The organism is Streptomyces sp. NPDC008086, from assembly GCF_042957325.1.
Lineage (GTDB): Bacteria > Actinomycetota > Actinomycetes > Streptomycetales > Streptomycetaceae > Streptomyces.
On record NZ_JBIBIA010000008.1, the window covers coordinates 1 to 21,352 of the forward strand.

Genomic DNA, 21,352 nt, shown 5'->3' on the forward strand with positions numbered 1-21,352 from the left:
GTCCCATCCCCAGGGGCTCCGCCCCTTCGACCCCGGTCGGTCGTCCTTCGGGTGCGGGTGGGTGGGGGCTGGTCGCGCCCACGCGGCGGAGCCGCCTATCGACACAGCCCCGCGCCCTTTTCTGGGGCTCCGCCCCACACCCCGCTCCTCAAACGCCGGAGGGGCTGGATCTTCCAGCCCGCCCGACGTTCGAGGACAAGCCATTGCCGTCCCCAGCCCCCACCCACCCGCCGGGGGCTACGCCGGCCTGGGCACTCTCAGCCCGTCCAGCGTTTTGAGGGCGAGGCCACCACCGTCCCCAGCCCCCACCCGCCCCGCCGGCGGCTGCGCGGCCCAGGCACTGTCAGCCCGCCTGGCGTTTTGAGGGCGAGGCCATCACCGTCCCTAGCCCCCACCCGCCCCGCCGGCGGCTGCGCGGCCCAGGCACTGTCAGCCCGCCCGGCGTTTGAGGGCGAGGCCACCACCGTCCCTAGCCCCCACCCACCCGCAGATGGCTACGCGGGGCCGGGCATCTTCAGCCTGTCCGGCGTTTGAGGACGAGGCCCGGAGGGCCGATCAGGGGGTCTGGGGGCGGAGCCTCCAGGGAGGGGACGGGTAGGGGCGGCGGGGGCGAGGAAACCGGGCGTGGGTCAGGCGGCGGGGGTTTTCTCGATTTCTCGGGGCCGCAGGTCCGCGTTCTCCAGTACGGCCTTCAGGTGTCGCTCCACGACCGGCAGGACCTCGTCGATCGTCACGTCGCGCCCGAGTTCGTCCGCCAGCGAGGCGACCCCCGCGTCCCGGATCCCGCAGGGGATGATCCGGTCGAACCACTTGTTGTCAGGGTTCACGTTCAGCGCGAAGCCGTGCATGGTGACGCCCTTCGCCACCCGGATCCCGATCGCCGCGATCTTGCGGTCCTCGCGCCGCTGGCCGGCGTTGGAGGGCGCGTACTCGGGACCGTTCAGCCGCGGGTCGAACTCCTCGTCGGTGAGCCGGGGGTCGAAGTCCAGGGCGAGGCCGCCGAGCGCCGGGCGCTGCTCCACGGGGTCGCCGAGGACCCAGACGCCGCTACGGCCCTCGACCCGGCTGGTCTCCAGGCCGAACTCCGCGCAGGTGCGGATCAGGGCCTCCTCCAGGCGCCGTACGTGCGCCACGACGTCCACCGGGCGGGGCAGCTTCTGGATCGGGTAGCCGACCAGCTGACCGGGACCGTGCCAGGTGATCTTGCCGCCGCGGTCCACGTCGATGACCGGGGTGCCGTCCAGCGGCCGCTCGTTGTCCGCCGTACGCCGGCCCGCCGTGTACACCGGGGGGTGTTCGAGCAGCAGGACCGTGTCGGGGAGCTCGTCCTCGAACCGCGCCGCGTGCACCCGGCGCTGCTCGTCCCACGCCTCCTGGTACTCGACGGCGTCCGCGCCGAACCCCATACGGACGAACCGCAACTCACTCACGGCAAGCGCCTCCCTAGAAGCACCGGAAAGTCGTAAGGCACAAAGCGTGCCTACGCCACTGTACGACCGGCTTGTTCGGGTGACGCCTCACGGTCTGCGTCAGCCCAGTAGGGCAATCCTCACACGATCGGATGAATGGGCGGGGAAATGTGCGATCGGCTGCTTACTCTCCGCTACATTCGCGCCGTTCGAGAGGCCAAAATGGCTGCTCACCGGCAATCCGGGCACTCAGCGGCCGCAGTGGTCCGCGAGAGGTCCGAAAGGCAGGAGACCGCACCGCAGATGACGGAACGACCCGCGCAGCGCACCCCCAACCGCCAGCTCGCCGCGCTCATCGCAGAAGCGGGATTCTCCAACGCGGGTCTCGCCCGCCGGGTGGACCAGCTCGGCCTCGAACACGGGCTTGATCTCAGATACGACAAGACATCGGTCACCCGCTGGCTGCGCGGACAGCAGCCGCGGGGCACGACGCCCGCCCTCATCGCCGAGGTGTTCACCCGGCGCCTCGGTCGCCGGCTCTCGGCACAGGACCTCGGCCTCGACGCGTGCGCGCCCGTGTACGCGGGGCTGGAGTTCGCCGCGACCCCCGAGGAGGCCGTCGACATCGTCAGCGGCCTGTGGCGCAAGGACTCCGGCAGCCACGCCGAACTGCGCAAGATCGCCTTCACCCCGGCGGGCCTCGTCGTGCCCAGCCGGGACTGGCTGATCGGCCGCGCCGACGAGAAGGTCGCGCGGGGCGAGCCGATCACCCGCATCCCGGTGCAGGGCCGCCCCGCCGCCGTACCCCGCCAGCGCAGCCAGGGCGAGCGCGGGCCCGGCCAGAAGGTGACCGGCGGCGACATCGCCGCCCTGCAGTCGGTCGGCGAGTTGTTCCGCTCCCTCGACGACATGTACGGCGGCGGCCACGCGCGCCAGGCCCTCGTGCGCTACCTGGAGCACGAGTGCGAGCCGATGCTGCGCGGCACCTACGGCGAGCAGACCGGCCGCCGGCTGTTCCAGGCCGCCGCCGACCTCACGAGGCTCGCGGGCTGGACGTCGTTCGACATCGCGGCGCACGGGCTCGCCCAGCGCTACTTCGTGCAGTCGCTGCGCCTCGCGCAGGCGGCCGGGGACCGGGCGTTCGGCTCCTACGTCCTGGTCACCATGAGTCGCCAGGCCGTCTACCTCGCCCATGGCCGCGAGGCCGTGCAGCTCGCGCGGGTGGCCCAGCAGGGCGTCGGCACCAGCGCGCCCCCGGTCGTGCAGGCCCTGCTGCACGCGTGCGAGGCGCGCGGGCACGGCGTACTGGGCGAGGTGCGCGCCTGTACGGCCTCCCTGGTCCGGGCCGAGCGCGCCCTCGAAGCGGCGCGGCCCGGCGACGACGTGCCGCCCTGGGCGCGGTTCTTCGACGAGGCGCAGCTGGCCGACGAGTTCGGGCACTGCCACCGGGATCTTCAGCAGTTCCGGGCGGCGGCGCAGCACGCGGAGCGGTCGTTGCAGCTGCGGGCGCCCGCGTTCGCCCGCAGCCGGCTGTTCTGCCGGGTCGTCCTTGCCTCCGCCCGGCTGGGGCTCGGTGAGCTGGACCAGGCCTGTGCGTTGGGGGCGGAGGCGGCGGGCGCTGCCGCGGAGATGCGGTCGGTTCGGGCGGTCGAGTATGTCCGGGACTTCGAGCGTCGGTTGGAGCCGTATCGGGATGCGGCGCCGGTGCGGGGGTATCGGGACAAGGTGGCGGCGTTGTTGTAGGGCGCTCGCCGTGACTTCGAAGAGTTTGCTGCCGGGTGCGGCTCTCGTTGTGGCTGGTCGCGCAGTTCCCCGCGCCCCTGACGGGGCGCGGGGGGCGTCCTGTTACGCCGCTGCCCTCAGCGGCTCCGCCCTGTTGAGCGAGCCCGCTGCTCCCAGGTCCGTCAGGATGGCCGCCGCCGCCCTGTGGGCCGAGTGGAGGGCGCCCTGGATGGTGCTGGTGTCGCGGTGGTCGCCGCACACGTACAGGCCCGCCAGGAGGCGTACCGGGCGGCGTAGGTCGTGGGGTGGGCGCATCGCGGGGACGGCCTCCGGGGTGTGGTGTACGGCGAGCGTCTCCCAGCGGGTGGTGGAGGTGCCGTAGAGGCGGGACAGGTGCATCCGTACGGCCGTGTCGATGTCCGGCGACGGGGTGCCGAGGACCGTCGAGGAGACGAGGGTCCGGTCGGCCGGAGCGCGGGTCGGGTCCACCTGGCTGATCACCGCCGTGTGCGCGACCGGGCCGCCCCGGTCGGCGTCGAGCAGGAGCGAGGCGCCGGTCGTGGGCGGTTCGTCGGTCGTGTGGTGGACGACGGTCACCGGGTGGAAGTCCGGTACGCGCAGGCCGGGCAGCAGTTCCGCGGCGGTCCGGGCGTCCGTCGCCAGCAGCACGGCCCGGCACCGTATCTCGCCGTGTTCGGCGGTGGTGACGGAGGTCGTGGCGATCGACGTGACCCGTACGCCGGTGTGCACGGTGCCCGGCGGCAACGCCTGTGCCAGCAGCTCGGGCAGCGCCTCCGCGCCGCCCTCGGGCACGCACAGCCGTCCGCTCGCGAAGGCGCGCAGGGCCAGGTCGGCGCACCGGCTGGAGGTCGTCAGATCCGGGTCGCACAGCAGCGCGGCGAGCAGCGGGCGCAGGAAGCCGTCGATCGTGCGGGTGGGGACGCCCCGTTCCGCGAGGGCCTGTGCGGCGGGCAACTCCGGGCGGGTCAGCAGGCGTTCGACGGGGGCGGTGGCGAGCCGGGCGAGGGCGGCGCCGAGCCGGGCCTGGTCGACGGCCGTGCCCAGCGGGGCGCCGGCGCGCACCCTCGGCAGGGCCGTCGGGCCGGGGGTGCCGCGTACGGGAGCCGTCCTGGGCGTCCTGGGGGCGCTCGCCAGGGCGCGCACCGCGTGGAGTGCGCCCCTCGCGCTCCGTGGCTTGGCGAACGCGCCCGCGCGGTGCCGGCGCCCGTCGCTGTGCAGCAGTACGCCCGGCGCGAAGGGGCGCAGGGCCAGCGCGTCGAGGCCGGGGGTCAGCCGTAGTTCCGGATACGACGTCGACAGAAGCTGTCCGATCCGGTCGAGTCGGAACCCGTCGATCTTCTCGGTCGACATGCGACCGCCCGGATAGGGGGCGGCCTCCAGGACTGCGGTCCTCACTCCTGCGCTGGTCAGCCGATGCGCCGCGGAGAGTCCGGCGACCCCGGCTCCCACGATGACGACGTCCGCCTGGTACGCGGGCTCAAGCACGTGCCCCTCCTCGAGGTTGCGCGGCCGGTGGAGACGTCATGCCCCCAACAGGCGTCGGAGATACCCGAGTTCGGATCGAGGTTAGGGCCGTGATCGGTCGGAAACAGTCGCGCATGAACAGAGCACGGTCGCACGACGGTCGCATACGGACGTCCAGTCCTGTCCGGCGTCACTGTGCGGCCGCCGTTGTCGTGCGGCTGCCGGGCCGCCCCCTCCGCTACGCGACGGCAGCCCGGATCGCCGCCTCGACGTCCGGGAACGCGAAGGTGAAGCCCGACTCCAGCAGGCGCTTCGGGAGGACCCGCTGGCTGCCCAGTACATCCCCGGCCATCTCGCCGAGGACCGTGCGCAGTACGGGCGCCGGGACCGCGAAGAGGGTCGGGCGGCGCAGTACGCGGCCCATGACCTCGGTGATCTCACGGTTCGTCAGCGGTTGGGGGGCGGTCAGGTTGAAGGGGCCCGACAGGCCGTCGGTGTCGATCAGATGCCGGATCGCGGCCACCTCGTCGTGCAGCGAGACGAACGACCAGTACTGCCGCCCGTCGCCCATGCGGCCGCCCAGCCCGGCCTTGAAGAGCGGGAACAGCTTTCCCCAGGCGCCCCCCTGCCGGGCCACCACCAGCCCCGTGCGCGGGAACACCGTCCGCACGCCCGCCTCCTGCGCGGGTGCCGCCGCACCTTCCCAGTCCACGACCAGCGAGGGCAGGAAGCCCTCCCCGGGCGGCGCGCTCTCGTCGACGGTCCGCTCGCCGGTCTCGCCGTAGTAGCCGATCGCGCTGCCGTTCACGAAGACCCGCGGTGGCTTGTCCAGCGAGGCCATCGCCTCCGCGAGCGCCGCCGTGCCCCGCACCCGCCCGCTCCGGAGCCGCGCCTTGTACGCCTCCGTCCAGCGCCGCGAGCCCACGTTCGCGCCGGCGAGATTGACCACGGCGTCGCATCCGGCGAGCCCGGCCACGTCCACGTATCTCCGCTCGGGATCCCACCGCACCTCGTCCGCCGAACGGGGCGCGCGCCGCACCAGCCGTACCACCTCGTGCCCGTCCGCGACCAGGGACCGCACCAGGGCGCCGCCGATCAGCCCGGAGGAGCCGGCCACCGCGATTCTTGAAAGTTCCATAATCTCATCCTGCCTCTGACCGCATAAAGTCCCGGTCGGCCGCCCCGGCCCCGGTCGTAGGGTGACGCCCATGTCCGATTCGTACGTACCCCGTATACGCGCCGCCCTGCCCGACGACGAGGAGGAACTCGCCCACCTCGACCGTGTCACCTGGTCGCCGCTGCACGCGGTCGTGCCCCGACCGAGGCCGCCGTACCGGCCGTTCTTCGACGAGCGGCACGCCCCCGAGGACCATCTGGTCGCGGAACTCGACCGGCGGATCGTCGGCTACGTCCGGCTGGCCCTGGCCACTCCGCTCGCCTGCAACGCGCACGTCCGGCAGATCCAGGGCCTCGCCGTCGCCGACGAGGTCCGTGGCCGTGGCGTCGGCCGGGCGCTGATCCGCGCCGCCGTCGAGGAGGCCCGCCGCAGGGGCGCTCGCCGGCTCACCCTGCGCGTTCTCGGCCACAACGCGCCGGCCCGCAAGCTGTACGAGGCCGAGGGGTTCGTGGTGGAGGGGGTGCTGCCCGAGGAGTTCTTCCTGGACGGTGGGTATGTGGACGACGTGCTCATGGGGCGGAGGCTGTGACGGCGGGGAGGTGAGGGGACGCGGGGGAAGGGGTGCGGGGGGAGGTCCAGGACGTACGAGCTTCAGGACGTGAAGAGGTTCAGGACGTGACGAGGTCGCCCGTGTCCACCGGCGCCGTCGCGTTCGCCGCGCGCTTCGCGTCGGAGGCGACCTCGGCGGCCGTCAGGACGTAGCCCGTCTCGTCGTCGGAGGTGGAGCGGGCGAAGACCACGCCGAACACCTTGCCGTCGGTGGTCAGCAGCGGACCGCCGGAGTTGCCGGGGCGGACGGTGGAGCGGATCGAGTAGATCTCGCGGGTGACGGTCGCGTCGTTGTAGATGTTCTGGCCGGTCGCCCGCACCCGGTTCGCGACCGTCGCCGCCTGGAGGTTGAGGTCACCGTCCTCGGGATAGCCCGCCACGACCGCCGAGTCGCCGCGCGTGGCGTCGTCGTCGAAGCCCAGGACGGGGGCGCGCAGATCGGGGACGTAGAGCACGGCCACGTCCCGCTGCGGGTCGAAGAGCACCACCCGTGACTCGTACGACCGCCCTACGCCGCCGACCCGGACGCTGGGGGCGTCGATGCCGGCCACGACGTGGGCGTTGGTCATCACGTGCTGCGGAGAGTAGACGAAGCCGCTGCCCTCGCGGCCCTGGGTGCCCGAGGCGCCCTCGATCTTGACGGTGCTGAGCTTGGCGGCGTTCGTCGCGGCGGCGGTGACGCTGTCGCCGGAGGGCTTGGCGACCTCGGCGGTCGACTCGTTCTCGAACGGGTTGAAGACCTGCGGGAAGCCCGCCTCGGTGAGGGCGGTGGTGGCCCGTGAGAACCAGGCCGGTGTCGTGTCCGGCATCGCGTCCTGCACGGTGCCGAGCAGCCGGGAGTCGCGGATCGCGGAGCTGAGCACCGTGGAGGAGGACGCGGCGAGGACGCTCGCCGCCACCCAGGCCACGATCAGCACGGCCACCGAGTTGGCCACGGCCCCGCCCACCCCGTCGGCCACCCGGAGCGGCCCCCGGTCCAGCTCCCGGCGCAGCCGCAGGGCCAGCCGACCGGCCAACTCGTGCACCACCACGGCCGGTACCAGCACCGTGAGCACCGCGGTCACGGTCGCCTGCGTCGTACCCGGTGTGACCAGGTCCATCATCCACGGCAGGATCCATACGCCGATCACCGCGCCGCCCACGAAACCGGCCAGCGAGACGCATCCGGCCACCAGTCCGCGTCGGTAGCCGGACGCCGCGTAGGCAAGGATCACCAGCAACAGCAGGATGTCGAGCAGGTCCACAGAGCCGCCTTTCTCTCGGACCCCTTAGTACGCGCGGAAGCCGCCCGTTGATCAGCACCCGCACCCGCGCCGCCGGGAACCGGCCACGCAGCGTTCACCTGGAGAAACGCCCCGGACCGTGACGATGGTTCCACCGCGTGTCACACCACACATCGCGGGCGGACGTGATCCGTCGGACAGTAGGACCATGCGTGCCTTCCGACGGGTCACCCGAAGGGTCTTCCGGCGAACGCGGGGGAGACGAAGACCCCGTGCCGTACGAATACCGTGGGCTGGGGGGACGGCTTGGGCTGCGGGGGCGGGACGGGGAGAGAAGCCGGGTGGGGGAGGGGAGCCGGCTGTCCCCGACGGTGCTGGGCGGTGGGCGGATGAGGGCGTGGGCCGGGGGGTGCGCGGGGGGTCATCGCGGGAGGCTTCCGGCGAGGTGGGTGCGGGCCGGGGCGGACGGGAGGTGCGGGGGCCGGAGGTCGGGCCGGGATCGGGTGTCGGGGCCCGCGGGGTGGAGGTTCCGCCGGGATCGGGCGTGGGGGGCAGGGAGGGCGCGCCGCGTGTGCCGGACGTCGCCTCCTCGCGGGTTGGTGTGGATGAGCCCGGGGTGTGGCGGGCGGATGGGCCGCCTGTGCGGGATCGGTCGGCCGAGGGCGGGCGGGAGGAGTCGGGCAGCGGGGTCGTGCCGGAGGGGTGGGCCGGGCCTGCATCCGGTGGTACGCGGCAACCCCGTACTCGTACCCGTACGCGCCCCCGCGCCCGCTCCCGGCCCAGGCCTCCGCGTCGGCAACGGCCTCGGGCTCGATGGCACGCTCGGGCCCGGCGACTGTACCGAGCCCAGGCGCAGGACCGGAGCCCGCGCAGGCCGGGCGCCGGGTGGCCGGCCCGGAGTCGGTCGCGGGCCCCGCAGGAGTGGCGTGTTCCGCCCGTTCTGCTCGTGCTGCTCGGCTGTCTGCCCGGACTCGCCGCCGTTCTCGCGCTGGCGCTGTGCGCGAACGGGGTCGAACGCGTCGTCGCGGCGTCCGCGCGGCCCGTCGCGGCGCGTCCCCCCGCCCCGCACCAGGCACCCCGGCCGCCCATCGTGCCGAGGTCGGCCTGGCTGGACGACGACACCCGGCGGGCCCAGCCGCCACCGCGCTACGACGACCGGGTCGTCGCCGTCTTCGTCCACCACACTGACACGCCCAACGGCTACGACTGCGCCGACGTGCCCCGCATCATCCGGTACGTGTACGCGGGCCAGACCGGGTCCCGGGACTGGGACGACATCGGCTACAACTTCCTCGTCGACCGCTGCGGCACCATCTACGAGGGCCGCGCGGGCGGCATCGACCGCCCGGTCACCGGCGCTCACACCCAGGGCTTCAACCACCGCACCACCGGCATCGCCGCCATCGGCACCTTCACGGCCGGGGTGCCCGTGCCGAAGGCCATGACCGACTCGATCGCCGCGCTGGCCGCGTGGAAGCTGGGCATCTCCGACACGGACCCGCGCGCGAAGGTCCGGCTGACCTCCAGCAACAGCCAGAGCCGCTACGCCTCCGGCGCCACCGCCGCGCTCCCTGCCGTCGCCGGTCACAACGTGGGCTACATGACGACCTGCCCCGGCGCGGCCCTCACCGCCCGCCTCCCGGAGATCAGGGAGACAGCGGCCCGGCTGCAGGGCAGAGGGTGACCGCGTCTCCTGAGCACCAAACCTAGGGCCTCTAGGTATAACCTAGAGGTCCTAGGAATGATGCTGCATGCGCCGACAAGGAGTCTCCCGATGCCCACCCCCACTGCAGGCAGCCTGCGTGTACCCGGTGCGACCTTGCACTACGAAGTGCGCGGCCAAGGGCCACTTCTGCTGCTGATCCCCGGTGGGACGGGCGGCTCGGCCGCCTTCGACGGCATCGCCGACGGCCTTGCCGCCGAGTACACGGTCGCGACCTACGACCCGCGCGGCATGTCCCGAAGCGTGCTGGACGAGCCCGAGGCCGAGCAGCGGGTGTCCGAACATGCCGACGACGCGTTCCGGATACTGGGACTGCTGTCGCCCCGAGAGCCCGCCCGTGTGTTCGGCGCCAGCTCGGGGGCCATCGCCGCGCTGCACCTGCTCACGGCTCGTCCGGAACGCGTCGAACGCGTCGTGGCGCATGAACCGCCGGTGGTGGAGGTCCTGCCGGACGCGTCCGAACATCGCGCGCTCGTCGCGCGCGTGCAGGAGACCTTCCGCACCCAGGGGCTCATGCCGGCGATGACCGTGTTCGCCGCAGGGCTGACGACGGGCCGCGGCACCACCGCGCCGACCGCCGGAACCAGGCTTCCGCCGCGGGCAGCGGCGCGGGCCGACCGGACGATGGCGGATCTGCCGTACTTCGTCGGGCGGATCGTGCCGAGCTTCATGTCCTACGTCCCGGACCTCCGGCGGTTGGAGGCGCTGTCGGACCGGCTGGTGCTCGCGTGCGGCCAGGACTCCCGCGGCGAACTGCCCTACCGTCCGGCCGCCTTCCTGGCCGAGCGCCTCGGCACGCATCTCCTGCACTTCCCCGGCGGGCACACGGGCCTGACCACTCACCCCGCCGAGTTCGGCGAGGCCCTGGGGAAGGCATTCCGCGCCTGACCGGTCAGACCGCCCAGACGGTGCAGTGGGTTGCTGGCCCGCGGGTCCGACCGTGCTACCGCTCGTGTCCCGCCGTCCCCTGCGCTGCCGCTGCTCACCGCCGCCCCAGATAAACCCCCAACGCCCGCTGCAGCACCCTCCCCTGGCTCCCCACCGGCAGCTCCCACTCGCCGAGGTTCTCCACCGCCCGGCCGCCCGCGCCCGTCTTGAAGAGGAGGCGGCCGCGCAGGCGGTCCTCGGTGAGGGCGGGGGTGATGGAGCGCAGGTCGTAGGTCTTCGCGCCCGCGGCTCGCGCGTCGCCCAGCATGCGCCACAACAACGCGCTGCTGGGGCGGAGTTCGCGGCCCCGGCGGCCGGACGCGGCGTAGGAGTGCCAGACGCGGGAGCCGACGCTGATCATGAGGGCGGCGGAGAGCACCTCGCCGTCGTACTCGGCGACGTAGAGCCGCAGCCGGTCGTCGTCCTCGGCGTTCAGGGCCGCCCACATGCGTCGGAAGTAGTCCAGCGGGCGGGCCTTGAAACCGTCGCGGGCGGCGGTCGCGGTGTAGAGGCGGTGGAAGTCGGGCAGGTCGGCGGCCGACCCCCAGGAGACACGGACACCCGCCGCCTCGGCCGTACGCAGGGACTGCTCCCAGTGCGGCGCGAGAGCCCCGCGCAGGTCGTCCACCGAGCGCCCGGCCAACGGGATCTCACAGCCGTACCGCGGCTGCCCGACCCCGAACCCGCTCCCGTCGTCCTCCTCGCACCGCCGCCACCCGAGCCGCCCCAGCCGTTCCGCGACGTCGAGCGCGTAGCCGTCGATGCCGTCCGGCGGCAGCTCGCGCAGATGGCGTACGTCGGGGTCGGCGATGCCCTCGGCGACGGTCGCCGCGTCCCAGTGACGTACGACGAGGGGCGGGCCGATACGGACCGAGAACGCCCCGATCTTCTTCAGATGGGCGACCAGCGGGTCCAGCCAGCGCTCCAGACGCGGCGTACGCCAGTCGATCGCGGGGCCGTCGGGCAGGTAGGCCAGGAAGCGCCTGGTACCGGGCAGCGGCCGGTACAGGACGAGCGCCGTCGCGACCAGTTCGCCGTCCTCGAACCAGCCGACGCTCTCCGGCAGCCAGTCGGGCTTCACGTCGCCCCACTCGGGGATCTGGAGATGGCTCGCGTCGGGATGCCGCCGCAGCCGGGCGAGGTGCTCCGCGCGCGGTATCTCCCGCACGAACAGGCTGGTCATGGGCAGGGTGCTCCTGGTCGGGGGCGGCCACCCTAAGCCGGAGTTCACGGAACGGGTCAAGGGACGGGGTGTGAACGTTCCCGGCCCGCCCGGTGACGTCGGTCACCAGGACGAGGAGCCGCGGCCTCACAGGATTCTCGTAGCCGGCTCAAGGATCTCCCCGAGACAGCCTCCCTATCGTCCTTCCTGTCGTCATGCACACGCACTGACCGGAGGCGGGGATCATGAGCAAGAGGTACAGCGACAGCAGGAGTGGCAGGCGTGTCTGGACCGTCGTCTGCGCGGTCGCGTCCGTCGTGCTGGGGCCGGCCGCCGTCACGGCGTCCGCCCTGGACCAGGCCAACAAGGCGCCGATGCATCACGCCGTCAAGGTCGAGCAGACACAGGCCTACCTCCCGACCGACCTGAGCCGCAGGCGCGCCGCGGCCTGAGCGGCGACAGCTCGGCTCGGCTCAGTCCTTGAACCGTTCCCACAGCTTGGGATACCGCTCGGCCAGCGCCCGTTCGTTCTCGAAGTCGACCGGTGTGCCCTCCGGTTCCGCCGGGGCGGGCGGGATGCCGAGGTCGGGGGCGACGGTGCCGGTGAGCTGTTCGTACGCCTCGTCCGCCGCGTAGCCGAGCTCCTCCGCGTCGCCGTCGAACTCCTCGTCGAAGTCGTCCAGCAGATCGGCGAGCGAGTCGGGGTCGTGCACACCGCCCTCGTACACCTCGCGGCCCTGGCCGATCAGCCAGCACCGGAAGAAGTCGAACGCGTCGTCGCTGGCCCCGCCCAGCAGGACCCAGGCGGCGCCCCACAGATCCCAGGTGTACGCGCGGTTGTAGCGGGCCTCGAAGTGACGGGCGAAGTCGAGCACCGCGTCGGGGTCCTGCTGGAGCAGCCGGTCCACGAGCAGGTCGGCCTGCTCCTCGGGGTCGCCCTCGGCCGCCTCACGGGCGCCGTCCACCAGCTCCCAGAACTCCGTCTCGTCCATCACGGGTCAAGCATCGGCCCTGTGGGGGTGGGACGCACGTGGAGTGGTGCGGATTGTTATCGGGGTGCCGCTCACGATTCGTACAGCGCGGCCAGCCGTACGGCGTCCCTCGCGAAACGCTCCCGCAGTTCCTGCGGCGCCAGTACCTCGACCTCCGGGCCGAGTGCGGCGAGCTGGGTGTGGGCCACCTCCTCGGACTCCACCGGGAGCGTCACGGTCACCCAGCCGTCGCCGTCCGGGGCGTCGGCCGTCCGGAGGGCCTCCCGTGCGGAGTGCGGGTCGACGGCGTGCGGGAGTCGGCGCGCTCCGTCCGGTGACACCCGCGCCTTGACCTCGGCGCGCAGCAGGGAGCGCGTGAACTGCTCGGCCCGTTCGTCCCAGAAACCCGGCAGATCGAAGGCCTCGTCCCGTTCGAAACGCTCGGACCGCTCGTCGTCGGGGTCCACTGCCGTGAAGCGGTCGATGCGGTACACCCGATACGAGCCGTGGCCGTGACCGCCGAGTCCGCCGTCTCCCGCGACGCGGGCGCAGAGATACCAGACCCCCGCCTTCAGTACGAGTCCGTACGGCTCCAGTTCCCGCTCGACCTCGGTCTCCCCGCGTCGGTAGCGGGCCACGATGCGGCGGTCGTCCCAGACCGCGTCCGCGACGGCCGGCAGCAGGGCCGGGGTCTTCGGTTCCCTGAACCAGTTCGGGGCGTCGAGGTGGAAACGTTGGGCGGCTGAGCGGGAGGCGTCGCGCAGGGAGGGCATGAGGGCCGCCGACACCTTGAGCCGGGCGGCGGAGGCGGCGTCCTCCAGACCCATCTCCCGTAGCGCGCCCGGTACCCCGGACAGGAACAACGCCTCGGCCTCGCTGCGGCCGAGGCCCGTCAGGCGGGTGCGGTATCCGCCGATGAGCCGGTACCCGCCGGCCCGGCCCCGGTCGGCGTAGACCGGAACTCCCGCCTCCGACAGTGCCTGCGCGTCCCGCGTGACCGTCCGCTCGGAGACCTCCAGCTCGCGGGCGAGTTCGGCGGCCGTCATCGAGGGCCGGGACTGGAGCAACAGCACCATCTTGATGAGCCGGGCAGCACGCATGTGCCCATGATGCCGGTCCACCCGACCGACGTTCCTCGCCCCCGCCGCCCCTACCCGTCCCATCCCTGGGGGCTCCGCCCCCAGACCCCCGCTGTCGGCCCTCCGGGCCTCGTCCTCAAACGCCGGACAGGCTGAATACGCTGGGCCGGCGTAGCCCCTGCGGGTGGGTGGGGGCTCGGGACGGTGGTGCCTCGTCCTCGAGCGCCGGGCGGGCTGAATGTGCCTGGGCGGGTGAAGCTGCCTGTGGGTGGGTGGGGGTTCGGGATGGTGGTGGCTCGTGCTCGAACGTCGGGCCGGGCTGGAGAGATCCAGCCCGGCCCGACAAATTCAGCCCCTCCGGCGTTTGAGGAGCGGGGTCTGGGGCGGAGCCCCAGAAGGGGCGCGGGGAACTGCGCGACCAGCCCCCACCCACCCGCACCCGAAGGAGGACCGGCCGGGGTCGAAGGGGCGTAGCCCCTGGGATGGGATGGGACGGGCGGCCTACAGGCCGTACTTCTCCCGTGCCTCCTTCACCGCCGTCGCCTTGACCTCGCCCCGCTTCGCAAGCTGGGCGAGAGCCGCGACGACGATCGACTCGGCGTCGACGCCGAAGTGCCGGCGGGCCGCCTCGCGGGTGTCGGAGAGACCGAAGCCGTCCGCGCCCAGCGAGGAGTAGTCCTGCTCGACCCACTGCGCGATCTGGTCGGGAACCTGCCGCATGTAGTCGGAGACCGCCAGCACCGGCCCGTCGGCACCCTGCAGCGCCTGACGGACGTACGGCACCCGCTCCTCACCACGCAGCAGCGCCGCGTCCGCCTCCAGGGCGTCCCGCCGCAGCTCCGTCCAGGACGTCGCGGACCAGACGTCGGCCGCCACACCCCACTCCTCGGCGAGCAGCTTCTGCGCGGCCAGCACCCAGTGGATCGCCGTGCCGGAGCCCAGCAGCTGGATGCGCGGGGCGTTGGCCGCCGGGGACAGCTCGGCCGACTCCGCCGTGTTGAAGCGGTACAGGCCCTTGACGATGCCCTCGTCGACGCCGAGGCCCGAGGGCTTCGCCGGCTGCGGGAGCGGCTCGTTGTAGACGGTCAGGTAGTAGAAGACGTTCGGGTCCTCACCCGGCGCCGCCTCGCCGTACATCCGCCGCAGACCGTCCTTGACGATCGTCGCCACCTCGTACGCGAACGCCGGGTCGTACGTCAGCGCCGCCGGGTTCGTCGCCGCGATCACCGGCGAGTGGCCGTCGGCATGCTGCAGGCCCTCGCCCGTCAGCGTCGTACGGCCTGCCGTCGCGCCCACCAGGAAGCCGCGGCCCAGCTGGTCGCCGAGCTGCCACATCTGGTCGGCGGTGCGCTGCCAGCCGAACATCGAGTAGAAGATGTAGAACGGGATCATCGCCTCACCGTGCGTGGAGTACGCGGTGGACGCGGCGATGAAGTCGGCCATCGAACCGGCCTCGGTGATCCCCTCGTTGAGGATCTGGCCGTTCTTGGCCTCCTTGTAGTACATCAGCTGGTCGCGGTCGACCGGCTCGTACGTCTGGCCCTTGGGGGAGTAGATCCCGAGGGACGGGAAGAGGCTCTCCATGCCGAAGGTGCGCGCCTCGTCGGGGACGATCGGCACCCAGCGCTTGCCCGTCTCCTTGTCGCGGACCAGGTCCTTGATCAGGCGGACGAAGGCCATGGTGGTGGCCACGTTCTGGGAGCCGGAGCCCTTGTCGAAGGAGGCGAACGCCTTCTCGGCGGGGGCCGGCAGCGGCGCCACGGGGTGCACGCGGCGGGCCGGGGCCGGGCCGCCGAGGGCCGCGCGGCGCTCCTGGAGGTAGCGGACCTCGGGGGAGTCGGCGCCGGGGTGGCCGTAGGGCACCACACCGTCGACGAAGTCGCTGTCCTTGATCGGCAGGTCGAGCAGGTCGCGCATCGCCTTGAACTCGTCCACCGAGAGCTTCTTCATCTGGTGGTTGGCGTTCTTCGACGCGAAGCCCTCGCCGAGCGTGAAGCCCTTGACCGTCTGGGCCAGGATGACCGTCGGCGCGCCCTTGAACTCGACGGCGGCCTTGTAGGCGGCGAAGACCTTGCGGGCCTCGTGACCACCGCGGGAGAGGTGGAAGCACTCGAGGATCTTGTCGTCGCTCAGCAGCTTCGCCAGCTCCACGAGCGCCGGGTCCTTGCCGAAGAAGTCCTGGCGGATGTAGGCGGCGTCGCGCGTCTGGTACGTCTGCACCTGCGCGTCGGGTACCTCGCGCAGCCGGCGTACCAGCGCGCCGGTGGTGTCGAGCTGGAACAGCTCGTCCCAGGCCGTGCCCCACAGCGACTTCACGACGTTCCAGCCGGCGCCGCGGAACTGGGCCTCCAGCTCCTGCACGATCTTGAAGTTGGCGCGGACCGGGCCGTCGAGGCGCTGGAGGTTGCAGTTGATGACGAAGGTCAGGTTGTCCAGACCCTCGCGGGAGGCCAGGGCGAGGGCCGCCGTGGACTCCGGCTCGTCCATCTCGCCGTCGCCGAGGAACGCCCAGACGTGCGAGTTGGAGACGTCCTTGATGCCGCGGGCCGTCAGATAGCGGTTGAAGCGCGCCTGGTAGATGGCGGAGAGCGGGCCGAGGCCCATGCTCACCGTCGGGAACTCCCACAGCCAGGGCAGTCGGCGGGGGTGCGGGTAGGACGGGAGTCCGTTGCCGCCGGCCTCCTGACGGAAGTTGTCGAGGTGCTGCTCGGTGAGGCGGCCGTCGAGGAAGGCGCGGGCGTAGATGCCGGGGGAGGCGTGGCCCTGGATGTACAGCTGGTCGCCGGAGCCGTCCCCCTCCTTGCCCTTGAAGAAGTGGTTGAAGCCGGTCTCGTAGAGCCAGGCCGCGGAGGCGAAGGTGGCGATGTGGCCGCCGACGCCGTGTTTGCTGCCCCGGGTCACCATGGCGGCCGCGTTCCAGCGGTTCCACGCGGTGATACGGGACTCCATCGCCTCGTCACCGGGCACGGCGGGCTCGGCGGAGGTCGGGATGGTGTTGACGTAGTCGGTCTCGAGGAGCTTGGGCAGCGCGATGCCGGTGCCCTCGGCCCTCTCCAGCGTGCGGCGCATCAGGTATGCGGCGCGGTGCGGACCGGCTGCCTTGGCGACCGCGTCCAGGGAGGCCTGCCATTCGGCGGTCTCCTCCGGGTCCCGGTCGGGGAGCTGGTCGAGCGCGCTCGGCTGGATGGCGTTGGGGTCGGTCATGTCGCCGCCTTCCTCAGTCGAAGGGGGTTCCCTCATCGGTAAGGGTTCGGGGGTGCCCTTTGTCTTTGGCAGGACAGGGCGAGGACCTCGGTGAAGGTCCGTCGGCGACAATAACTCTCTGATCGATGATCGATCAAAGGGTTGAGGGCGAAAACCTCTTGATCACGAGAAAGTCGGCACGGGGTGCCTCCGGCGGTGGCACGGGGTGACCGCTCCGTCGGTGATTTGCGCAGGTGAGGAGGGGTGAGCGCGGATGAGCTCGGGGCAGTCCGCCGTCAGCGGCCCGGTGCGGGCCGACGGTGGCTGAGGGCGCCTGTCAGGCCCGGGGTGCGCAGCCCAGGACGTGACTCTTGACCAGGTCGGCGATACGCGGGTCGCGGCGCTTGAACGCGGCCACCAGTTCCGCGTGCTCCTCGGCGTACGACTGCTGCACGGTCCCCAGCCACCGGATGGACAGGGCCGTGAACACCTCGATGCCGAGGCCCTCCCAGGTGTGCAGCAGCACGGAGTTGCCGGCGGCGCGGACCATCTCGCGGTGGAAGGCGACCGTGTGCCGGACCTGGGCCGTGCCGTCGGAGTTGCGGTCGGCGTCGTACAGCGCGGTGACATGCGGGTCCAGGGCGGAGCAGTCCTCGGCGAGGCGGTCCGCCGCGAGCTCGGCCGCGATGGCCTCCAGGCCGGCCCGGACCGGGTAGCTCTCCTCCAGGTCGGCTGCCGTCAGACTGCGGACGCGTACGCCCTTGTTCGGCGCGGACTCGATCAGGCGCAGGGACTCCAGCTCGCGCAGCGCCTCCCGGACGGGGGTCTGGCTGACCTCCAGCTCGGTGGCGATCCGCCGTTCCACGATTCGCTCGCCCGGCTGCCAGCGCCCGCTGATGATCCCCTCCAGGATGTGCTCGCGGATCTGTTCGCGCAGCGAGTGGATGACGGGGGCGGTCATGAGGGCTCCTTAGGGCGCGTTGACGTTTAGACAATACGGCCGTGGCGCTCCGCTGGGTGAGCCGACGGGGGTGCTTTGGTGCAGGTGAGACGAGACTTACACGGGTTTCCTGGGGCCGGGCGCCTGAGAGCTCGGTGCGGTTCGTCGGTGGGCGGGTGCGGGTGGATCGCGGTTGCTCGCGCAGTTCCCCGCGCCCCTTGAGGTTGGTGCGGCGGGCGCACCTCAAGGGGCGCGGGGAACTGCGCGACCAGCCAACGACTACCCGCACCCGCCCGACAACCCCGCGCACCGAGCTCTCCGGCGCCCCGACAAGTGACGCCCCGCCCGGGAGTTCCGGACGGGGCGTCGTACTGCTGGGTCGGCGATTACAGGCCGAGCTCGACCTCGAACTCGCCCGCCTCCAGGATCGCCTTGACCGCCGTCAGGTAACGGGCCGCGTCGGCGCCGTCGACCAGGCGGTGATCGTAGGAGAGGGTCAGGTAGGTCATGTCGCGGACGCCGATGACCGTGCCCTCCTCGGTCTCGATGACGGCCGGACGCTTGACCGTGGCACCGATGCCGAGGATCGCGACCTGGCCCGGCGGCACGATGATCGTGTCGAAGAGCGCACCGCGCGAACCGGTGTTGGAGATGGTGAAGGTCGCGCCGGACAGCTCGTCGGGCGTGATCTTGTTGGCGCGGACCTTGCCGGCCAGCTCCGCCGTGGCCTTCGCGATGCCGGCGATGTTCAGGTCGCCCGCGTGCTTGATGACCGGGGTCATCAGGCCCTTCTCGGAGTCCACCGCGATACCGATGTTCTCGGTGTCGAAGTAGGTGATCGTGCCTTCGCCCTCGTTGATCTTGGCGTTGATGGGCGCGTGCGCCTTCAGCGCCTGGGCCGCGGCCTTGACGAAGAACGGCATCGGGGAGAGCTTGACGCCCTCACGGGCGGCGAAGGCGTCCTTCGCCCGACCGCGCAGCTTCATCAGGCGCGTGACGTCGACCTCGACGACCGACGACAGCTGCGCCTGCTCGTGCAGTGCCTTGACCATGTTGTCGCCGATGACCTTGCGGATGCGCGGCATCTTGACGGTCTGGCCACGCAGGGGGGAGGCCTCCAGCGTCGGCGCCTTCTTCGCGGCGGCGGCCGGAGCGGCAGCGGCCGGAGCCGGAGCAGCGGCGGCGGCCTTCGCGGCCTCGGCGGCGGCGATGACGTCCTGCTTGCGGATACGACCGCCGACGCCGGTGCCCTTGACGGAGGCCAGGTCGACGCCGTTCTCGGCGGCGAGCTTGCGCACCAGCGGGGTGACGTAGGCGCCCTCGTCGGTCGGCTTGGCGGCGGCCGGAGTGGCCGGAGCCGGGGTGGCCGGGGCCGGGGCGGCCGGCGCGGGAGCCGGAGCAGCGGGCTGGGCCGGAGCCGGGGCGGCAGCGGCGGGCGCGGCAGGAGCGGCGGGGGCAGCCGGAGCGGCCGGAGCCGCGGGCTCGGCCGGGGCAGCGGCGGCGGGGGCCGGAGCCTCCTGGGCCGGGGCGGCCGCCGGAGCGGCACCCGCGGCACCGATGACGGCCAGCTTGGCGCCGACCTCGGCCGTCTCGTCCTCGCCGACCACGATCTCCAGCAGCGTGCCGGAGGCCGGGGCGGGGATCTCGGTGTCGACCTTGTCCGTCGACACCTCCAGCAGCGGCTCGTCGGCCTCGACGCTGTCGCCGACCGACTTCAGCCAGCGGGTGACGGTGCCCTCGGTGACGGACTCGCCGAGCGCGGGCAGGACGACGTCCGTGCCCTCGGCGCTGCCGCCGCCGGCGGCGGCCTCGGCGGTGGGCGCCGGGGCCGGGGCGGCCTGCTCGGTGGACGGGGCAGCGGCCTGCGGGGCCGGCTCCGGCTCGGCGGCCGGGGCGGGCTCGGCGGCGGGCGCCGGGGCGGCAGCGGGGGCGCCCGTGCCGTCGTCGATCACGGCCAGCTCGGCACCGACCTCGACCGTCTCGTCCTCGGCGACCTTGATGGAGGCCAGGACGCCGGCGGCGGGGGAGGGGATCTCGGTGTCGACCTTGTCGGTGGAGACCTCGAGCAGCGGCTCGTCGGCCTCGACGCGCTCACCCTCGGCCTTCAGCCAGCGGGTGACAGTGCCCTCGGTGACGCTCTCGCCGAGCGCCGGAAGGGTTACGGAAACCGCCATGGTTTCGGTTGCTCCTTACGAATTGCGGAAGTCTGAGTCGTCGCTTGTCGACCGAGGGATCAGTCGTGCGCGTGCAGCGGCTTGCCGGCCAGGGCCAGGTGGGCCTCGCCGAGCGCCTCGTTCTGCGTCGGGTGGGCGTGGATGAGCTGGGCGACCTCGGCCGGCAGCGCCTCCCAGTTGTAGATCAGCTGGGCTTCGCCGACCTGCTCGCCCATGCGGTCGCCGACCATGTGGACGCCGACGACGGCACCGTCCTTGACCTGGACGAGCTTGATCTCGCCCGCGGTGTTCAGGATCTTGCTCTTGCCGTTGCCCGCCAGGTTGTACTTCAGAGCGACGACCTTGTCCGCGCCGTAGATCTCCTTGGCCTTGGCCTCGGTGATACCGACGGAGGCGACCTCCGGGTGGCAGTACGTCACCCGCGGGACACCGTCGTAGTCGATCGGAACGGTCTTCAGACCGGCCAGACGCTCCGCCACCAGGATGCCCTCGGCGAAGCCGACGTGCGCGAGCTGGAGGGTCGGGACGAGGTCACCGACGGCGGAGATGGTCGGCACGTTGGTGCGCATGTACTCGTCGACGAGGACGTAGCCGCGGTCCATGGCGACGCCCTGCTCCTCGTAGCCGAGACCGGCGGAGACCGGGCCACGGCCCACGGCCACCAGCAGGACCTCGGCCTCGAACTCCTTGCCGTCGGCCAGGGTGACCTTGACGCCGTCGGCGGTGTACTCGGCCTTCGAGAAGAAGGTGCCCAGGTTGAACTTGATGCCGCGCTTGCGGAACGCGCGCTCAAGAAGCTTCGAGGAGTTCTCGTCCTCGACCGGGACGAGGTGCTTGAGGCCCTCGATGACGGTGACGTCCGCACCGAAGGACTTCCAGGCGGAGGCGAACTCGACGCCGATGACGCCGCCGCCCAGGATGATCGCGGACTTCGGTACGCGGTCCAGGACGAGGGCGTGGTCAGAGGAGATGATCCGGTTGCCGTCGATCTCCAGGCCCGGCAGCGACTTCGGCACGGAGCCGGTCGCCAGCAGGACGTGGCGGCCCTGGATGCGCTGGCCGTTCACGTCGACGGAGGTGGGGGAGGACAGCCGGCCCTCGCCCTCGATGTACGTCACCTTGCGGGAGGCGACAAGTCCCTGGAGGCCCTTGTACAGACCGGCGATCACGCCGTCCTTGTACTTGTGCACCCCGGCGATGTCGATGCCCTCGAAGGTGGCCTTGACGCCGAACTGCTCGCTCTCGCGGGCCTGGTCGGCGATCTCGCCCGCGTGCAGCAGGGCCTTGGTGGGGATGCATCCCCGGTGCAGGCAGGTGCCGCCGACCTTGTCCTTCTCGATCAGGGCGACGTCCAGGCCCAGCTGCGCCCCGCGCAGGGCCGCGGCGTAACCGCCACTACCACCGCCGAGGATCACTAGGTCGAAAACGGTGCTGGCGTCGTTCGCCACGTCACGTCCTCCATGCATGTGCGCCTACGCCGGTCAGCGGTGACCGGTCGGCGGCTGGTGTCCGGCCGCTCTTTCTTCGGCCCTGTGGTGGGGGCCCTGTCCTGCCGAGCCCCATCTTCGCACTTGTCCACACCGAACGAGACGCCGGGCCGGTGTGTGAGACGTCCCACGTTCAGTTGA

Annotated in this window: 16 protein-coding genes; 5 read left to right on the top strand and 11 right to left on the bottom strand. The window is 72.2% G+C overall.

The window, feature by feature from the left end; all coding sequences use genetic code 11:
- Nucleotides 1-629: 629 nt before the first annotated feature.
- Nucleotides 630-1,430, bottom strand: a complete 801-nt coding sequence (lipB, locus tag ACFZBP_RS27450; RefSeq protein ID WP_391416939.1) for a lipoyl(octanoyl) transferase LipB — start codon at nt 1,428-1,430, stop codon at nt 630-632.
- Between the two features lie 282 nt (nt 1,431-1,712).
- Here lipB and ACFZBP_RS27455 point away from each other — a divergent pair, with 282 nt between their 5' ends.
- Nucleotides 1,713-3,152 carry a regulator gene (locus ACFZBP_RS27455; protein ID WP_383444271.1) on the top strand — a complete coding sequence of 480 codons (1,440 nt, stop codon included), beginning with the start codon at nt 1,713-1,715 and terminating at the stop codon, nt 3,150-3,152.
- 102 nt (nt 3,153-3,254) lie between these two features.
- On the opposite strand, the gene ACFZBP_RS27460 is transcribed toward ACFZBP_RS27455, so the two are convergent.
- Both ACFZBP_RS27460 and ACFZBP_RS27465 read right to left on the bottom strand, forming a co-directional pair.
- The gene (locus tag ACFZBP_RS27460; RefSeq protein WP_391416942.1) at nt 3,255-4,637 is read right to left on the bottom strand and encodes an FAD-dependent oxidoreductase; all 1,383 of its coding nucleotides are present in this window, start codon (nt 4,635-4,637) and stop codon (nt 3,255-3,257) included.
- 217 nt (nt 4,638-4,854) lie between these two features.
- The gene (locus ACFZBP_RS27465) at nt 4,855-5,754 is read right to left on the bottom strand and encodes a TIGR01777 family oxidoreductase (protein ID WP_391416945.1); all 900 of its coding nucleotides are present in this window, start codon (nt 5,752-5,754) and stop codon (nt 4,855-4,857) included.
- Nucleotides 5,755-5,824: 70 nt separating this feature from the next.
- On the opposite strand from ACFZBP_RS27465, the gene ACFZBP_RS27470 reads away from it, so the two are divergent.
- A complete protein-coding gene (locus ACFZBP_RS27470) occupies nt 5,825-6,322 on the top strand; it encodes a GNAT family N-acetyltransferase (RefSeq protein WP_383444280.1) in 498 nt (165 codons plus the stop codon).
- A 79-nt stretch (nt 6,323-6,401) separates the two neighbouring features.
- On the opposite strand, the gene ACFZBP_RS27475 is transcribed toward ACFZBP_RS27470, so the two are convergent.
- Nucleotides 6,402-7,586 (bottom strand): MarP family serine protease, encoded by a 1,185-nt coding sequence (locus ACFZBP_RS27475; protein ID WP_391416949.1) that lies wholly within the window; start codon nt 7,584-7,586, stop codon nt 6,402-6,404.
- Between the two features lie 919 nt (nt 7,587-8,505).
- Between ACFZBP_RS27475 and ACFZBP_RS27480 the strand changes: the two genes are divergently transcribed.
- Together ACFZBP_RS27480 and ACFZBP_RS27485 are read left to right on the top strand one after the other, a co-directional pair.
- Entirely contained in the window at nt 8,506-9,249 is a 744-nt protein-coding gene (locus ACFZBP_RS27480; protein WP_391417590.1) for an N-acetylmuramoyl-L-alanine amidase, read from the top strand.
- 90 nt (nt 9,250-9,339) lie between these two features.
- Nucleotides 9,340-10,176 (top strand): alpha/beta fold hydrolase, encoded by an 837-nt coding sequence (locus tag ACFZBP_RS27485; protein ID WP_391416951.1) that lies wholly within the window; start codon nt 9,340-9,342, stop codon nt 10,174-10,176.
- A 94-nt stretch (nt 10,177-10,270) separates the two neighbouring features.
- Here the strand turns inward: ACFZBP_RS27485 and ACFZBP_RS27490 are convergent, their stop codons facing one another.
- Nucleotides 10,271-11,398 (bottom strand): peptidoglycan bridge formation glycyltransferase FemA/FemB family protein, encoded by a 1,128-nt coding sequence (locus ACFZBP_RS27490; protein ID WP_391416953.1) that lies wholly within the window; start codon nt 11,396-11,398, stop codon nt 10,271-10,273.
- Nucleotides 11,399-11,622: 224 nt separating this feature from the next.
- On the opposite strand from ACFZBP_RS27490, the gene ACFZBP_RS27495 reads away from it, so the two are divergent.
- Nucleotides 11,623-11,829: a hypothetical protein gene (locus ACFZBP_RS27495; RefSeq protein ID WP_391416956.1), complete on the top strand. Its 207-nt coding sequence runs from the start codon at nt 11,623-11,625 to the stop codon at nt 11,827-11,829.
- 21 nt (nt 11,830-11,850) lie between these two features.
- Here the strand turns inward: ACFZBP_RS27495 and ACFZBP_RS27500 are convergent, their stop codons facing one another.
- From ACFZBP_RS27500 to lpdA, 6 genes are all read right to left on the bottom strand, one after another.
- A complete protein-coding gene (locus tag ACFZBP_RS27500; RefSeq protein WP_383445656.1) occupies nt 11,851-12,369 on the bottom strand; it encodes a DUF4240 domain-containing protein in 519 nt (172 codons plus the stop codon).
- Nucleotides 12,370-12,440: 71 nt separating this feature from the next.
- Nucleotides 12,441-13,448, bottom strand: a complete 1,008-nt coding sequence (locus tag ACFZBP_RS27505; protein ID WP_383444295.1) for a helix-turn-helix transcriptional regulator — start codon at nt 13,446-13,448, stop codon at nt 12,441-12,443.
- 480 nt (nt 13,449-13,928) lie between these two features.
- Nucleotides 13,929-16,631 (bottom strand): pyruvate dehydrogenase (acetyl-transferring), homodimeric type, encoded by a 2,703-nt coding sequence (gene aceE / locus ACFZBP_RS27510; RefSeq protein ID WP_383444298.1) that lies wholly within the window; start codon nt 16,629-16,631, stop codon nt 13,929-13,931.
- A gap of 316 nt (nt 16,632-16,947) precedes the next feature.
- Entirely contained in the window at nt 16,948-17,571 is a 624-nt protein-coding gene (locus tag ACFZBP_RS27515) for a GntR family transcriptional regulator (RefSeq protein ID WP_383444301.1), read from the bottom strand.
- Nucleotides 17,572-17,936: 365 nt separating this feature from the next.
- Nucleotides 17,937-19,724: a 2-oxoglutarate dehydrogenase, E2 component, dihydrolipoamide succinyltransferase gene (sucB, locus tag ACFZBP_RS27520; RefSeq protein WP_391416959.1), complete on the bottom strand. Its 1,788-nt coding sequence runs from the start codon at nt 19,722-19,724 to the stop codon at nt 17,937-17,939.
- A gap of 59 nt (nt 19,725-19,783) precedes the next feature.
- Nucleotides 19,784-21,172: a dihydrolipoyl dehydrogenase gene (gene lpdA, locus ACFZBP_RS27525; RefSeq protein ID WP_383444307.1), complete on the bottom strand. Its 1,389-nt coding sequence runs from the start codon at nt 21,170-21,172 to the stop codon at nt 19,784-19,786.
- Between the last annotated feature and the right edge of the window lie 180 nt (nt 21,173-21,352).

Excerpts from the sequence above, each read along its gene's own strand:
- ACFZBP_RS27455 (WP_383444271.1), top strand. The coding sequence starts at position 1,713 with ATGACGGAACGACCCGCGCAGCGCACCCCCAACCGCCAGCTCGCCGCG.
- ACFZBP_RS27465 (WP_391416945.1), bottom strand. The coding sequence starts at position 5,754 with ATGGAACTTTCAAGAATCGCGGTGGCCGGCTCCTCCGGGCTGATCGGC.
- ACFZBP_RS27470 (WP_383444280.1), top strand. The coding sequence starts at position 5,825 with ATGTCCGATTCGTACGTACCCCGTATACGCGCCGCCCTGCCCGACGAC.
- ACFZBP_RS27485 (WP_391416951.1), top strand. The coding sequence starts at position 9,340 with ATGCCCACCCCCACTGCAGGCAGCCTGCGTGTACCCGGTGCGACCTTG.
- ACFZBP_RS27490 (WP_391416953.1), bottom strand. The coding sequence starts at position 11,398 with ATGACCAGCCTGTTCGTGCGGGAGATACCGCGCGCGGAGCACCTCGCC.
- ACFZBP_RS27495 (WP_391416956.1), top strand. The coding sequence starts at position 11,623 with ATGAGCAAGAGGTACAGCGACAGCAGGAGTGGCAGGCGTGTCTGGACC.
- ACFZBP_RS27500 (WP_383445656.1), bottom strand. The coding sequence starts at position 12,369 with ATGGACGAGACGGAGTTCTGGGAGCTGGTGGACGGCGCCCGTGAGGCG.
- ACFZBP_RS27505 (WP_383444295.1), bottom strand. The coding sequence starts at position 13,448 with ATGCGTGCTGCCCGGCTCATCAAGATGGTGCTGTTGCTCCAGTCCCGG.
- aceE (WP_383444298.1), bottom strand. The coding sequence starts at position 16,631 with ATGACCGACCCCAACGCCATCCAGCCGAGCGCGCTCGACCAGCTCCCC.
- ACFZBP_RS27515 (WP_383444301.1), bottom strand. The coding sequence starts at position 17,571 with ATGACCGCCCCCGTCATCCACTCGCTGCGCGAACAGATCCGCGAGCAC.
- sucB (WP_391416959.1), bottom strand. The coding sequence starts at position 19,724 with ATGGCGGTTTCCGTAACCCTTCCGGCGCTCGGCGAGAGCGTCACCGAG.